8 protein-coding genes are annotated in these 15,952 nt (G+C 60.5%); 5 read left to right on the top strand and 3 right to left on the bottom strand.

The genetic code is table 11. The annotated features are described in order from the left end of the window. Positions 1–27 precede the first annotated feature (27 nt). The 4 genes from DKW72_RS14860 to DKW72_RS14845 all read left to right on the top strand — a co-directional run bounded on the left by DKW72_RS14860 (position 28) and on the right by DKW72_RS14845 (position 9,599). A complete protein-coding gene (locus DKW72_RS14860) occupies positions 28–5,355 on the top strand; it encodes an alpha-2-macroglobulin family protein (RefSeq protein WP_111643179.1) in 5,328 nt (1,775 codons plus the stop codon). Positions 5,356–5,367: 12 nt separating this feature from the next. Further along, entirely contained in the window at positions 5,368–7,734 is a 2,367-nt protein-coding gene (gene pbpC / locus DKW72_RS14855) for a penicillin-binding protein 1C (RefSeq protein WP_232522427.1), read from the top strand. A gap of 637 nt (positions 7,735–8,371) precedes the next feature. Beyond that, entirely contained in the window at positions 8,372–9,220 is an 849-nt protein-coding gene (locus DKW72_RS14850) for a hypothetical protein (protein WP_111643178.1), read from the top strand. Position 9,221: 1 nt separating this feature from the next. Next, positions 9,222–9,599, top strand: a complete 378-nt coding sequence (locus tag DKW72_RS14845) for a hypothetical protein (protein WP_111643177.1) — start codon at positions 9,222–9,224, stop codon at positions 9,597–9,599. Positions 9,600–9,913: 314 nt separating this feature from the next. On the opposite strand, the gene nadC is transcribed toward DKW72_RS14845, so the two are convergent. Beyond that, the gene (nadC, locus tag DKW72_RS14840) at positions 9,914–10,756 is read right to left on the bottom strand and encodes a carboxylating nicotinate-nucleotide diphosphorylase (RefSeq protein WP_111643176.1); all 843 of its coding nucleotides are present in this window, start codon (positions 10,754–10,756) and stop codon (positions 9,914–9,916) included. A gap of 12 nt (positions 10,757–10,768) precedes the next feature. Further along, a complete protein-coding gene (locus DKW72_RS14835; protein WP_111643175.1) occupies positions 10,769–11,305 on the bottom strand; it encodes a retropepsin-like aspartic protease family protein in 537 nt (178 codons plus the stop codon). A 203-nt stretch (positions 11,306–11,508) separates the two neighbouring features. Here DKW72_RS14835 and DKW72_RS14830 point away from each other — a divergent pair, with 203 nt between their 5' ends. Further along, entirely contained in the window at positions 11,509–13,764 is a 2,256-nt protein-coding gene (locus DKW72_RS14830) for a DUF1631 domain-containing protein (RefSeq protein WP_111643174.1), read from the top strand. 197 nt (positions 13,765–13,961) lie between these two features. Here the strand turns inward: DKW72_RS14830 and DKW72_RS14825 are convergent, their stop codons facing one another. Beyond that, positions 13,962–15,926 carry an FG-GAP repeat protein gene (locus tag DKW72_RS14825; protein ID WP_111643173.1) on the bottom strand — a complete coding sequence of 655 codons (1,965 nt, stop codon included), beginning with the start codon at positions 15,924–15,926 and terminating at the stop codon, positions 13,962–13,964. Positions 15,927–15,952 lie beyond the last annotated feature (26 nt).

The following is a 15,952-nucleotide window of genomic DNA, read 5'->3' as shown; positions in this document are numbered from 1 at the left end:
CCAGTAAAAAATACCCCAGAGGCTTCCATGGACACGTACTTTGGCTTCACCAGGATTGTGATCGCGCGACTGAGTCGGGCTTTGCTGATCGCGTTTGTCGGATTATTCGTGGGGTGCAGCCCCCAAGAGGAACCCGCCCCGGCGCAGTCTCCGGGCGAGTCGACGCCCAGGGGTGTCGCTGGCGATGGGCCCGTCAAACCTCACGCCATTTTTGAGCTGACCATCGAAGGTCTTGCGCCGACCACAAGCGGTGACTCGCTGCGGCTTTCCGGCGAGGTCTTTACCCCAGATGGGGCGGACCTGGAAGCGATCAAAAAAATCCTGAGTGCAGAGCTGGAGGACGAGGCGGTATCGATTACCTGGCGCGAGACGGCTGATTCGGTGCGGTTCGGGTTTATTCTTTCGGCTATGACGCAAACCGACCAGCCTCAGGAACTGCGGATTTCCTGGGATGGCACGGCAATCGGATCAGATCAGGTCGGTCAGCGCAATGTGACGCTCCCGGCGCGGGATACATTCACCGTTACCGGTGCTCGCGTGGTGCGCGAGGGTCAGATGTATGTGGAGGTCAGCTTTTCCCAACCGCTCGATCCGAATCAAAACCTGGGCGGACTGGTGCAGCTCGGCGGCGCTGAGGTGCGCACCCGGGTCGACGGCAGTCGCCTGCGCCTGTTCCCACGCGAGCAATTGGACGGCCAGGTACTTTTGCAGGTCAGCGACCTGCTGCGCAGCAGCCGGGGGCGACGTTTGAGCGAGAGCCATGAGCAAGAGCTGAGGCTGACGCTGATTTCCCCCGGCGTACGTTTTTTGAGTAGCAGCAGCATTCTGCCGCCGGCTCGTCAGATCTCGGTGCCCTTTGAGGCGGCCAGTGTCGATTCTGTCCAGGTCACGGCTTTCAAAGTCTTTGAAGGTAACATCGGGCAGCACCTACAGCACAATAGCCTCACCGATGCCCGGTTGGACGACCGCACCGGGCGCTACCTGTGGCGCAAGACCTACACCTTGCCCGAGCCTGCCACCGATGGTTGGGAGCGCTTCAACCTGGACCTTACCGAACTGATGGCGGCGCACCCGGAAGGACTGGTACAACTGGTATTGCGTGTCGATCGCAGCAATTCACTCTATCCCTGCGATGGCCCGCGGCCCGACCGGCCAGAAGACCCGGCGCCCGAGAGCCACGAGGGCGACTGGTCGCATCAGGGCGCAGCCCACCCGAGCTGGTACCGGGCGTATTACGAATCGCGGGGTTACTGGGTGTACAGCGAGCGCAACAACCCCTGCCATGAAAGCTATTATCGGTACAGTAACCAAGTCAGCGCCCGGCGCTCGTTTCAGGTATCCAACCTGGGCCTGCTGGCCAAGCTTGGCGGTGACCGGCAGGTAGAGGTGGTCGTCACCCGTCTGCTCGATACCGAGCCCATGCCCGACACGCGGATTCGGGTATACAACTTTCAGCAGCAACGCATTGGTGAAGGACGCACCGATGCTTACGGCATGGCTTCGATCCGCGCCGACGGCCAGCCGTTTTATCTGGTGGCCGAGCACGATGACAGTCGCGGGTATTTGCGCCTGGCGCGCAATGAGGCTTTGCCCACCAATCAATTTGACGTGCAGGGTGAGCCGGTACGCGATGGCCTGAAGGGCTTTATTTACGGTGAGCGGGATGTTTGGCGGCCGGGAGATGATATTCACCTGACCTTCATTCTTGAGGACCAGGACGGCCTGTGGCCGGAAGACCACCCGGTGTCGCTGGATCTGTTTGACCCCCAGGGTCGAAAAGTCGACAGTCAGTTGGCCCGGGAATCGGTCAATGGTTTTTACCGTTTCACCCTGCGAACTGAAGACACGGCGCCGACCGGGAATTGGCGGGCGGTGGTACACCTTGGTAACCGGTACTTCGATAAACTGCTTAAAATCGAAACTATCATGCCCAATCGGTTGCGGTTGGACTTGGCCTTCGAGGAAACCCCCTTGCGGCTTGATGCGATGCCCGCTCAGGCCGAGCTGTCCGCCCAGTGGTTGCACGGTGCGACTGCGGCGCACCTGCGGGCGGACACTGAGGTGCGCCTGCAACCCAAAGCCACTCGGTTTGAGGGTTACAGCCAGTTCACCTTTGACGATCCGGCGCGGGAGTTTGCCAGCGCGACACAGCCGCTGTTTGAGGGCAGTCTGGACGCCGATGGCAAAGTAACGTTTCCGGTGAATTTACCCCTGGCTTCGCCGCCGCCGGGTCAGTTGTCGGCGGTTTTTATCAATCGGGTTTTCGAACCGGGTGGCGCCTTCAGCACCGGCCTTCGCCGGTTTGATTATTTGCCTTTTGAGCAGTGGGTCGGCGTCCATGTCCCAGAGGGACGCGGTTATCACGGGGCGATTGCCCGCGACCAGGATCATCAGGTGACCTTTCAGAGCCTGTCCAGTGGTGGCACACCGCTGGCCGATCGCGAGCTGGATGTCACGCTCTACAAAGTCGATTGGCGTTGGTGGTGGGATCGGGGTCGCGATAACCTCGCCAGCTTTGTCGCCACTGAAAGTCGCGCACCGGTAGCCGATCAGCGCGTGCAGACGGATGCTCAGGGGCGCGCCCAATGGCTGTTGGCCAAAGATCAGTACGAGTGGGGCCGCTATCTTCTGCGGGTGTGCGATGCGGAGGGCGGCCATTGCGCCGGGGAGTTGGTGTACTTGGGTTGGAGTTCGCGCGAGTCGGTTAACCCGGCAAGCGCCACGCAGTTGATGTTGTCGACCGACAAAGAACGCTATGCCGTTGGAGACACGGCGAGCGTCCGGCTGCCGGAGCTGGCGAGCGGTCGTGTGCTGCTCAGCCTGGAGAACGGACGGCGGGTACTTGAGCGGCGCTGGGTCGACCTGGCGCCCGGACAAACGGAGCTATCGATTCCCGTCACGACGGCGATGACGCCCAATGTCTATGTCCACGTTGCGTTGCTGTTGCCTCACCAGCAACGCACCAGTGATGCCCCCATGCGGCTGTACGGCGTTGTGCCTCTGCGAGTGGAAGATCCTGCGACTCGTCTCACGCCAGAGTTGGATGCCCCGGAAGAGGTTCGTCCGGAATCGCGCTTCGACGTTCACGTGAACGAAGCGTCGGGTCGACCCATGACTTACACATTGGCACTGGTGGACGAAGGTTTGCTGGGCATTACCGGCTATCGGACGCCCGACCCACACGGCCATTTTTATCGACGTGAGGCCCTGGGCGTGCACACCTGGGATTTGTTTGATCAGGTGGTGGGAGCCTACGGTGCTTCCTTGCAGCGTGTGCTTGCCATCGGTGGCAGTGACGCCGACGACGAGGCGGACGCCAACCCTCGCGAGCGCCGTTTCCCGCCGGTGGTTAAATTTCTCGGGCCATTTACGCTTGACGCGGGGCAAACTCAGACGCATACGCTTGAACTGCCGCCCTATCTGGGCGAGGTCCGCCTGATGCTGGTGGCCGGGGATCAGGGTGCTTACGGCAAGGCCGAGCGCCCAGTCACGGTAACGCAGCCACTCAGTCTGCTCGCGACTTTGCCCCGAGTAGTCGGCCCGGGCGAAACCATTGCATTGCCGGTTCAGGTTTTTGCGACGGATGAGACCATCGACAGTGTCACCCTCGATACCCGTACCAGTGATTTGTTTGTCCTTGAGCAAGGGGAGGCAGAGCTCGCTATGGACGGGCGGCAGGAGGCGATCGCGCAACTGCGTTTGCGGGTCAAGGATCAGGTGGGTTTCGGCGAGGTTACGGTAACGGCCCGCAGTGGCGATGAAACCGCCAGCCAGACCCTCACCATCGAATCGCGCGCGCCCAACCCGCCGTCGGTCCGTCGGGAGCAGGTGCTCCTGGCGCCTGGGGAACAATGGCAGTCCAGCCTTGAGGCTCACGGGTTGGCGGGCACCAATGACGCCAGTGTGGAAGTGAGTCGGCTGCCGTCGCTCAACCTGGAGCAGCGCTTGGGTTACCTGCTCAACTACCCGCACGGGTGTCTGGAGCAGGTGACGTCGGGCGCCTTTCCACAGTTGTATCTCGATCGGCTGGTGACGCTTTCTGATGCTCAAATGCAAGAGCGCGACGTCAACCTTCAAGCGGCGATAGAGCGTTTGAGCCGCTTGCAGTTGAGCAGTGGTGCTTTCAGCTACTGGCCCGGAGAACGTTATGCCAACGAGTGGGCGTCCCTGTATGCGGGGCATTTTCTGACCGAAGCGCGTCGCAGTGGCCATGGGGTTTCGCCGGAGGTGCTGAGCCGGTGGCTCAGCCACGAGCGTCAACTGGCGCGCCAATTTGGCGGTGAGGGATATCGCCAGCAGGTCCAGGCTTACCGGCTTTATGTACTGGCCCTGGCGGGTGAGGCGGAAACGCCGGCCATGAACCGCCTGCGTGAGCAGTTGCGGCAGGACGATGATGAGCGCTCGAGTACCGCCCGGCGACTCCTCGCGAGCGCTTACTTTCACCTGGGGCTGTCGGACGCCGGACGGGCATTGATGCCCGCTGATGGTCAGGTGCCGATGTATGATGATCCGGGGTACACCTATGGTTCGGCCCTGCGTGACCGGGCGATTGACCTGCTGGTCCAGGTCCAGGCAGGTAACACGGAAAAAGCCTGGGATCAGGCCGAGCGGGTTGCTCGGGCGCTGTCGGATAACGATTGGTTGAGCACCCAGTCTGTGGCTTGGTCCCTGGTCGCACTCTCGACCTTTGCCGGTGAGCTGGATGCGGACCAACCGATGCGTTTTGCGCTCGACACCGATGGTGATTGGCAGGACGTCGAGAGCCTCAATCATTGGTATCGTCAGCGTTTGATCAGCACACAGGTGGCCGTACGGAATGACAGTGAGCAGAATTTACGCGTTCTGCTCAGCAATCGTGGGACGCCCGCTGCGGCGCAGGAGCAGGCCGAGGCAGAAGGGCTTGATCTACAGGTGCGTTTTGCGTCGTTAGCGGGTGATCCTCTCAGTGTGAATGAGCTGCCTCAGGGCACTGACTTTGTCGCCGAGGTGAGTGTGTCCGCCGACTTTGCAGCCATCGGTCGCGCCCGGTTGGAGGATATTGCCCTCAGTCTGGTGATGCCCAGCGGTTGGCAAATTCGCAACGAGCGTCTGGAGGGTGGCGATGCGCCGGAAGGTTTTGACTATCTGGATATCCGCGACGACCGGGTGCTGGGTTATTTCAGTCTGTGGCGTGACCACGTTTGGCAGTGGCGCTACGACGATGAGCGCCAGGAACGGGTCACCCTGCGGGTGCTGCTCAACGCCTCTTACGCCGGAGAGTTTTACCTGCCCGGCTGGCGCGCCGAAGCCATGTACGATGAGCGTATCAATGCCGGCACGGCGGGTCAGTGGGTGCGGGTCGTCCAAGGCGACTAGGGGGCTGACGCTGTGAGTATCCTGCGATTGACCCGCCGCTCTGTCCAGGTATTGCTTGGACTGTTTTTGGCGGCATCGGCAATAGCGGTGCTTTTACTGCAGTTCTGGCCGCTGCCCCAAAATCTGGCGCACCAGGCGTATGCTCGAGTGTTACTCGCGGACGACGGTGAACTGTTGGGCGCGCGGGTGGGTGGCAATCAGCAGTGGTGGTTTGAGCCGGTGGCTGAAGTCCCGGACAAGTACCGTCAGGCGCTGCTGCACTTTGAAGACCGGCGCTTTACTCGTCACCCGGGTATTGATCCCCTGGCCATCGTCCGGGCCGCGCGCGACAATCGACGGGCAGGTCGGGTGGTGAGTGGAGGCAGTACGCTCACCATGCAGTTGGCCCGGATGCTCCACGGAAACCCGCCGCGCACGCTTGGGCATAAATCCCGCGAGGCATTGAGGGCACTGCAACTGGAGTGGCATTTCAGCAAGGATGAGCTGCTTACCCTGTACGCCAGTCATGCACCTTTCGGCGGTAATGTGGTGGGCTTGCGGGCGGCCGCTTGGCGTTATTTTGGCCGTGAGCCCGAGGCATTATCCTGGGCCGAAGCCGCAACCCTGGCGGTGCTGCCCAACAGCCCGGCACTGATTCATCCCGGACGCAGCCGGGACAGGTTGAGGGTTAAACGGGATCAACTGCTACGCGACCTGGCGGCGGCGGGCATTATCGAAGAACTGGATCTCTCCCTGGCGTTGCGTGAACCGCTGCCGGAAAGGCCCCGCCCCTTGCCGCGTTTAGCGCCGCACCTTTTGACCACATTGGCCTTGGCCCAGCCCGAACGCGCCGTGTTTGCCACCACGCTCGATGCCCAGTTGCAGCGTCGGGCGTTGGATATTGCCCAGCAGCATGGCGAGCGTCTGATGCGCGAAGGGATCAGCAATCTGTCGCTGGTGGTCATCGATCATCAGCGCATGGTTACCCGGGCCTATGTGGGCAATTGGGCGGCGGGTGATGATCATGCGCCGGACGTGGATATCGTGCAGCGGCCCCGATCCTCTGGCAGTTTATTGAAGCCTTTGCTGTACGGCCTGATGCTCGAAGAGGGCGAGTTGCTGCCCACCACTCTGGTGCCCGATGTGCCCGCTTATTTTGGTGGTTATCGCCCGGAGAATTTTGATCGCCAGTATCGCGGTGCGGTGCCGGCGCATCAGGCGCTGGCGCGCTCACTCAACATCCCGGCCGTGCACATGCTCAGGGACTACGGTATCGAGCGCCTGCACCATCGCCTCCAGGAGCTGGGCATGACGACGCTGCACCGTCCGGCAGAGGACTATGGGCTCAGTCTGATTCTGGGCGGAGCGGAAACTACGCTGTGGGAACAGGCCAACCTTTACGCCCGACTGACCAGTGCTGCTCGCGACGGTCGTTGGCCGGGCGAGGCTCGGCGGCTGCACGACGAATCGGATGCGCCCGTGGGTAACCCCGGGTTGGGGCAGGGGGCTGCCTGGCTGACACTTCAGGCGTTTCTGAATGTGGTGCGTCCGGGCACCGATGCCCTGTGGCGGGATTTCAGTGGCAGTCAGGCCGTGGCCTGGAAAACCGGCACCAGTTACGGTCTGCGCGATGCCTGGGCCATTGGCAGCAATGGTCGTTACACCGTGGGGGTGTGGGCGGGTAACGCCGATGGTGCGCCAGCGTCAGCGCTCAGTGGCCAGCAAAGTGCCGCGCCGGTCATGTTTGAAGTATTTGAACAACTGGGCCGCCAGCGCTGGTTTGAACGACCGGCCGGTGCATTAAGAACGGCGTCAGTGTGCACGGCGGACGGTTATCTGGCCGGGGGCCAGTGTCAGGCGCGTGACATTGATGTTCCCCGCATCAGCCACTTCCAGCAAGTAACGCCACACCATCGGCGTATTCAACTCGATGCCAGCGAGCACTACCGGGTTCACGCCGGGTGTGAGCGGGTAAGCGCAATGGTGATTGCCGATTGGTTTATCCTGCCGCCGCTCCAGGCGCATTTCTGGCGCCAGCATCACAGTGATTATCGCCCTATGCCGCCCTGGCGACCGGATTGCCTGGGACAGTTGCATCGCTACGCCGACGATCAACCGATGGACCTGCTCTATCCGCGTCAGGGCAGTCAGGTTTATATCCCTGTGGAGTTGAGCGGTAGGCGGGGGCGGGCGATACTGCAGGCCGTACATCGGAACCCCGAAGGCGAACTTCACTGGCACGTCAATGGGCACTACCTGGGCCGTACCCGCGTGTATCACGAGCAGGCCGTTAACCTTGAGCCCGGTTGGCACCGGCTTCGCCTTATCGACGGCGATGGCTATCAGCTTGAGCGTTGGTTTCGGGTGCTCGGTGACGTGTCCGGCACGGATCACTTGTAGTCACCCGCGTGTGCGATATATCGCACAAAACATTCCGCCGTTTGCCACTATTCGCACCGCCCGGTTTTCGAGAGAATACTCATCAACAGGGAGGTACACAGGAAGTTTTGTGGACCAGGAAAGGTCAATGGATGCGCCTCACTTTACGCACGTAGCGACAGGATGAATGCCGTTCAAGGAAGATCCAGGGATTGGGCACAGGAGTGCAAGGCAAGGTGGTGACGGGTCTCTCGGGGCCACGCGAAAGCGTGGCCCCGTCCTTTATGTGGCTAAGATACTCCCGTGAGTAAGACTAGAAGGCCACCAGGCGACTCTGCTCTTGTGTCAACTCTTTGCGAATCTGTGATTCCCCTCACAGATTTGAGACGTAAAATGGCGAGTCGTTGACGAACTGATAAACGCTCGCTAATGTCGTGACCTCTCATGGAGGAGGTCGCGCCTCCTCAGTACAAAGGATCTTGCTGAGGCCCATAAAATGAGCGAAGTATACTTTCTGGATAGACCATCCCGCCCTTCTGAAATCTGCAATAATGCGCCAGAGTCCCTGGAAGAGTTTCTCCGGTGCAATCCGCGTGTTCCGGGCGCTGATACAACACTGCCTCAATCTTTCTCGTATACAGTCTCTCGGCGACCGAGTGTGCAGTCGCGGCTGGTTACCGACACGTTTAACAATCTCTCTCCCGCGTCACGTCGGAATCTCGCGAGCTGTGTTGCTGACTATGGTGATGATACCCGACTGCTCGCAGAGTTCTATGATCGGCACCTGGCGGACGTGACCCTGGCGGATGTGGGGCAGGCCTCTGTGGGAACCGCCAGTGTCGGTAATGCGGTATTTACCGGCCGCGTACAGAGCTTTCACGGCGCTTTGGGCCGTTACCAGAGCGCTTTGGTGGAGCTGAATCAATACACCCGGGTAGGGCGTGTGGCCGCATCGCGGCGCGCGGAACTGCGGCGGGCGGTGGTGTCGGCCTATGAAGACCTGAATCGCCACTACGCCCAGGAAATGCGCCGCATCGTCCCCGACACCTCGCGAAGCCGCAATCGCGGTAACGCCCTGAGTAATGCTGAGCGTGGTATTACCCTGTCTGAGCGGAACCGGGGTCGAGGTATACACATCGCGGACATGCACGAGGGACGCAAGGTGAGCCGGTTTGCGGACTCTTTGCGTTATGTGGGCCGGGGTGTTATTGCGGTGGATATTGGTGTGCGAGGGCAAAAGGTCCGGAGTGCCTACCATAATGACGAACAATGGCTGCGTGAGCTGATGGCTCAGGGTGGTGGGTTTGGGGGGGCGGGTGTCACGGGTTTCGCCACAGGTCGTGCGGCGTTTCTATTGGGGCGTATTGCACTTGCGAGTACACCTGTTGGTTGGGTCGTGCTTGTCGGGTCTACAATAGCTGTTGGTGCAATCGCTGCCTATCAAATGGATAAAGCGGGTCAAGATGCAGGTCATTTCGTTTGGGATAGCCTTTCGTTGAGGAGGTGACGTGGATTGGTTTGAGTTTGGGCGGGCTGTATCTGCATTTTCATTGTTGCTGGCACTCGTCATGTGGCCAACATTCCATTTTTGTTCGGTTCGCAGGATAGAGAAAGCGCTATCTGCCGAGGGGCGGCTGATCGCCCACCGCTGGGACCCTATGGGCTATAGGGCATTCCTGTATTCATGGCCCATCGCGTTACCGCGTTGTTTTTTCAAAGAGATAGATGACCGTATTGTTAACACGGACGATGTCAAGCGGCATGCCCGGGTTATCGATAGGGTGTTGGGGACCCTGTTTTTCGCAGGTAGCATGATGTTTACCATCACAGGTGCCGCGCTCGTGATTGCTGATCGTTGGGGGCCTTACTCCTTTTCGACAGGGTGACGTTTGCCATTACATGGATCATTAGGCTGCCCCCCCTTGTGCGACATATCGCACAAAACATTCCGCCCTTTGCCACTATTCGCATCGCCCGGTTTTCGAGAGAATATTCATCAACAGGGAGGTACACAGGAAGTGTTGTCGGCCAAGAAAGGTCAATGGATGCGCCCCACTTTACGCAGGTAGCGACAGGATGAAAGCCGTTCAAGGAGGATCCAGGGAGGGTCATAGGACGTGATAGGCAAGGTGGTGACGGGTCTTTCGGGGCCACGCGAAAGCGTGGCCCCGTCCTTATTTCTGGGTGCCGGTTTCTGGTGCTAATCCAATCGCATCGACAAATCCATCGCCCGGCAGTGCTTGGTTAGCGCACCAATGGAAATATAGTCCACGCCGGTTTCCGCGACGGCCACCAGCGTTTCATCGGTGATATTGCCGGAGGCTTCCAGCTTGGCACGCCCGGCGGCGAGTTTGACGGACTTCATCAGCTCCGCCAGGTTGAAGTTGTCGAGCATCACAATGTCGGCGCCCGCTTCCAGGGCCTGCTCCATTTCTTTGCGGTTTTCGACCTCGACCTCGACGGGTTTGTCGGGGGCGATGCGGCGTGCTTGCGCGACGGCTTCACCGATGCCGCCACAGGCCATAATGTGGTTTTCCTTGATCAGAAACGCGTCCCACAAGCCCAGGCGGTGGTTGTGACAGCCGCCGCAGGTCACGGCATATTTTTGTGCCAGACGCAGACCCGGCAGGGTCTTCCGGGTATCCAGCAGGTGTACTGGCGTGTGCGCTACCCGGCGGGCGTAGTGAGCACTCACGCTGGCGGTGGCAGAGAGGGTCTGTACGTAGTTGAGTGCGGCGCGCTCCCCGGTGAGCAGGCTGCGGGCGGCGCCTTCGAGTTTGAACAGCACCTGGTCCGCCACCAGGGTATCGCCATCGTCTACCTGCCATTCGATACTGACGCTGGGATCCAGCTGACGAAAAACCTCTTCGACCCAGGGGCGGCCACAAAACACACCGCCTTCGCGGGTGATGATGGTGGCGCGGGCAGTCTGCTCGGCCGGAATCAGCTGGGCGGTAATATCGCCACTGCCGATATCTTCGGCCAACGTGAATGCAACGCTCTGGGCCAAGTCCCTGGCCAGCGCTTCAGGTAGTCTGCTCATACGGGGTGTCCGTCAGTCATCGAGGTGTTGGCGCAAGGTCAGGGTGGTGCCGCGCTGGGTGAATTCTACCTGTTTGAGGGCGCTCATGCCTAACAGCACATGTTCGCCGGTCATGGCCGGATTAATGCTGGCGCGCACGTCGCGCAGGTCGATGCTGCCCAGGCTCAGGCTGTCCAGGCGGGTGGCGTAAACCCGCACCCGGCCGTTGGCGGTCTGGGCGATATGGGGCTGGCCCCGGGGCAGACCGATACTATCAGCCAGGTCCTGACTGATGACCACATCGGTAGCGCCGGTATCGAGGATGAAAATCGCCCGAGTGCCGTTGATTTCGCCGCTTGCGAGGTAGTGACCCTGACGATTCTGCTCCAACTGTACCTCGCGCAGGGTCTCGCTGCTGAAGCTGACCGGGCGAGTATTGGGGTTGTCCTGACGCTGATCCCACAGGCCAAAAGCCCACGTGAGCGCTGCCAGCACACCCAGCCAGACCAGAACAATCATGCCTTTGCCCATACCCTGGCCCGGCGGGGGCGGCGAATTCTCTATGTTCATTTCAGCGTCACTTTATAGCGTTATGTAAGGATAATCGACACCCCGGGTAACCAAATATTCTAAGCTAACCAGTTTTTTATCACAAAGTGTGATAGTTGTCGCGAATTCAAATATTGGCGCTGGGACTTTGACACTCCGCATTATAGGCTTATCCATACCAACTTCCCGAAAACCTTCTTCACTTGTTGCTCCCGAGGTGTCAAATGGCCGAACACGCCGCCAACCCAGGTGACAAGGTCGTCAGCCTAAACGCTCACCGGCAGCTGAGTAACCCTCAGGTGCTAGCCGACCTGCCCGAGCCCATTCGGCGCCTGCACGAGCGCGCCGAGGGTTGGCTTGAGCCGCTGTTGCGCCTGGTGCTGGATCGTGCCGACGACGCCTTCTTCGAGCGCGCCGAAGCGGCGGGCAGTAATCAGGACCAGCAAATCTATTTTGACGCCATGCGCGAAGTGCGCTTGCGCCGAAAGGTGCTCAGCCAACGCTTTACCCAGGAGCTGCTACAGGGTTTTGGCGGCCTTAAAACCCATCCAAAAGACGATTTCGATAGCGATTTGCCCGGTATTGATGAACTGTCCCTGATGGACACCGATACCCTGGAAGAGCAGGTGGCCATCGAGACTATGGCGCGTAAAGCTGCCGACCGCTATTCCGAGGCGATTCAGCTGCTCAGTATCCGCATGGACCATTTATCGGCGTCCAAAGTCGGCGTCGCCAGCAACCCCCTGGGCCCGGATTTCCTGAGCCAGAGTTTTGCTAAAGCCACGGCGGATATCAAGCTCAGTATCGGCGCTCGCCTGGTGCTGTTCAAGCTCTTTGATCAATGCTTTCTGGGGCAGATGGAAACCTGCTACCGCGAGGCCAATCAGCTGTTGATCGATGCCGGCATTATGCCAGACCTGAAACTTCAGCGGCGCAACCGGCCGGTATACCGCCCGGTTGCCGATACCGGACACCGGGCGCCGGGAATCACCTCTGGCGGCATGAACGAACTGGAGGAGTCCGCTGAGCAGGCCCCGGAAGAGGTGCTCAACCTGCTCAAAAACTGGCTCAACAGTGCCCCTTCTGGTCGTCCCGCCGCAGGCAGTGTTGCCGGCGGTGTGTTGGCCAGCGATCAAATTTTGCCGCTGTTGGCGGATGTCCAGCAGGCCCAGCAGTTGGCCGAGCAGCCCTTGGCGCCGGCTCAGGTGGGCGCGCTGGTGCGTCATCAGGTGCAATCCCGTCAACAGCAATCGCTCAGCTCGGTGGATGACAATGTCATCAACCTGGTGAGTATGTTGTTTGAATTTATTCTCGACGATCGCAACCTCGCGGCCCCCATGAAGGCGATGCTCAGCCGCCTGCAGATCCCGATGATCAAGGTGGCTATCGCCGACAAGAGCTTTCTCGCCAAGAGTCTGCACCCCGCGCGCCAGCTGTTGAACGAGATGGCCCGCGCGGCTATTGGCTGGCAGGAGCCAGAGGACATCAACAAAGACAACCTCTATCAGTTGATTTCTGAGCTGGTGCAACGGGTGCTGGGCGAGTTTGAGGACGATGTCAGTCTGTTTGACGATCTGCTGGCAGACTTGCGCCGCTACATGAACAAAGACGCCCACCGCGCGCGCATCATGGAACAGCGCCTGGTGGATGCGGAGCAGGGCAAGGCCAAGGCCGAGCGCGCTCAGGCTGAGTCCGAGCGGGCGCTGGCGCGGATTACCCGCGACAAGGTATTGCCGCCAGCAACCCACACCCTGTTGAGTGAGCACTGGAGCCGGGTTCTGTACCTGACGTGTCTGAGCCAGGGTAGCGACAGCGAAAGCTGGCGTGAGCAGCAACAGACGGCCTACAAGCTGGCCTGGTCGCTGACGGCCGAGGCCGATGCCGAGAATCGGGACCGGGTGCGCAAGTTGTTGCCGGGCCTGAATAAGGCGTTGCGTGAAGGTTTGCAGTCAGTGGGTATGAACCCCCACGCCATGGCGGAGCAGTTGAAGGCGATCAATGCTGAACTGCACAGCCATTGGCGCGACGTGAAAAAAGTGGCTGAGCCTGAGCCGGAAATTGAAACTGAAGCCGTCGCCGAGGCGCCGGTTGAGGTGGAGCAGGTTGAAGCGGTGATCGCCCAGGAGCTGGAGGCACTGCCCGAGGTGGAGCCTGAAGTGGTTCAAGAGGCTGAGTCTGCCGAGGATGTGCTGCCTGAGAATGATCCCCATTGGTCGCTGGTGGCCAATATGACCCAGGGGAGCTGGTTTGAGATGCACGATGCCGAGGGGCAGCATTACCGCTGTCGTTTGGCGGCCATCATCCGCGCCACCGGTAAATATATATTTGTGAACCGCTCGGGCATGAAGGTGGCCGAGGAAACCCGCGAATCATTGGCATTGGCGCTCAAACAGCGCCGGATGCAGGTGTTGGATGACGGGATGTTGTTCGATCGCGCGTTGGAGTCAGTGATAGGCAGTTTGCGCCAAACCCGTCGATAAGGGTTGGCGTACCGACGTTTCGGGTGGAGGGTTGAAGCGATTGTCGGATTACGCCCTTCGGGCTAATCCGACCTACTGGAAACAGTGTGCCATTGTCTGAGTAGGTCGGATTAGCGAAGCGTAATCCGACACCTGAGGCACCCAAACCATAAAATGGCCCAACACCCACGGCACCCATCCCTGGGATGCCGATCCCATCAATACAAGAACACCGCCCCTGACGACTGGCGCAGGGAGCTGTCAAAACGATCCCCGTTAATCCCCGTCGCACTGCTGCCTTCGCGCTCCACACCCACGGCCATCAAACTGCCATCGGCGGAGAAGGCCACGGCGTGGCCGAAGCGCTGGCCGTTGCGGGTGGTGGGGGACTTGATGTACCGGTACTGCTCCCAGCTGTCATCAGCACGGCTGAACAGATAGACGGCGCCGGTGTTGGTGCCTTCGAGAGCGTCCTGATCGGCATCCACACCACAGCCGATGCCGCGCTCGCGCACGGCGGACACGGCAAGCCACTGGCCGTCTGCGCTCATGGAAATGCGCGAACCAAACTCCTGACCTTCCGCCGTGTTCGAGGACTTGATGTAGGTCTGTTGGCTCCACTCACCGCTGCTGCGGGTAAAGACGTAGGCGGCACCCGCATTGGGTGCGGACTGGTCTTCCGGGGTGGCGTCGTTGATGCCCGAGCCGCTGTTGCGATCGCCGGTGGCAGAGACCACCAGGGTATCGCCGTCGGCAGACAGGGCGGTGCTGCTGCCAAAGAAGAAGAACGGCCGGCCGTTGGATGGCTTCAAGTAGGCTTGCTGTGCCCAGCCATCGTTGTCCACAAACACGTAGGCTGCACCGGCGTTGGGGGCACTGTTGTTGTCCTGGTCGCCGTTGATGCTGGTGGCGTTGCTGGCTTCCAGATTGGCGCCGGCCACCAATGTGCGGCCGTCGGCCGAGAGTGCCAAGCCAAAGCCAAACTGATCGCCAGGCTGGGCATTGGAGGCCTTGAGATACGCGGCCTGCTCCCAGTCGTCGCTTTTGTCAAACACGAATATCCCGCCAACGTTCGGCTGGTTGCCGGAAGGCTCCTCTTCGGGGTCAACGCCGGTGGCCTGATTGGCGTCGCCGGGGGCACTTACCGCCAACCGGGTGCCGTCCTGGCTCAGCGCTACGCGATACCCAAAACGCATGCTGCCGTGGGAAAATGCGGGCTTGATGTAGGCGTCCTGGTGCCATTCGTCTTCTTCAAACTCAAATACGTAAGCGGCACCTGCAGCGTAGACACTGTGGGTGCTCTCACTGTTGATACCCAGGCTGGCACTGGTTTCGCGCCAGGCGCCCACGGCGATGGTGTTGCCATCTTCCGAGAGGCTGATTGAGCTGCCAAAGCGATGCTGGGCATTGGCATTGTCCGCTTCGAGGAGCGCCTGCTGTACCCAGCCGTTGTCCGTCATGCGGAACACGTAGACTGCACCAACGTTGGGGACTCTTACCAGTTCGCCCTCGTCTTCCCCGTTGGCCTCGTCCAGATCATCCAGGTTGGGATCTTCCTCCGGGGGCTCTTCACCATCGCCGTTGTCATCCTCGGGCTCGGGGTCATCATCGACGTCCTCGGCGGGGCGGAACGTTGGTCGACCGGGGGCGCCGATCGCCATGGTGGTGCCGTCGGCGGAAACAGCCACGGCGCTGCCGAAGCGGAAAAAGTCATCGGTGTCATCGGGCTTGAGGTAGCCAATGGCGTCAAGCATGGCGCGCTCGGCGGTGACTTCCTCGGAGCTGCCCAGTACCTCGCCGTCCTCATCCAGGGCGTCGACCATGTAGCTGGCGTTGTGCCAGTCATGCAGGTGCACGCTCACCGGGTGGTTGAACCCGGGGCTGTCCAGGTCTTCGCTCACGGCTTCAAAGCCGCTGGCGCCGTCAGGGTTTTCCAGCACGCGGTAGTGGCTGGCGCCGTCGGCGGCCATCCATTCAAAAGCCACGCTGCGTGGCGCGTTGCTGCCTGCCGCGATCAAACCGGGCCAGTCCCCCGGACTCATGTCGTCGGTGGGCTCGCAGTAACTGGCGGTGTTGACTTCTGGCGGAACGGGTAGCTCGGGGCGGGTGTCTCGGTCGCTGCTGCCGCCGCAGGCAGTCAGGGTGAACACGGCGGCCAAGGCCAGAATCGGGGTTATTTTCATGCAGGCTTTCCTGAATATTACTGTTA

The sequence above is a fragment of the Marinimicrobium alkaliphilum genome (assembly GCF_003259155.1).
GTDB classification, from domain to species: Bacteria; Pseudomonadota; Gammaproteobacteria; order Pseudomonadales; family Cellvibrionaceae; genus Marinimicrobium_A; species Marinimicrobium_A alkaliphilum.
The sequence above is the reverse complement of the archived record's forward strand: the minus strand, read 5'-3'. Positions and strand labels throughout refer to the sequence as shown.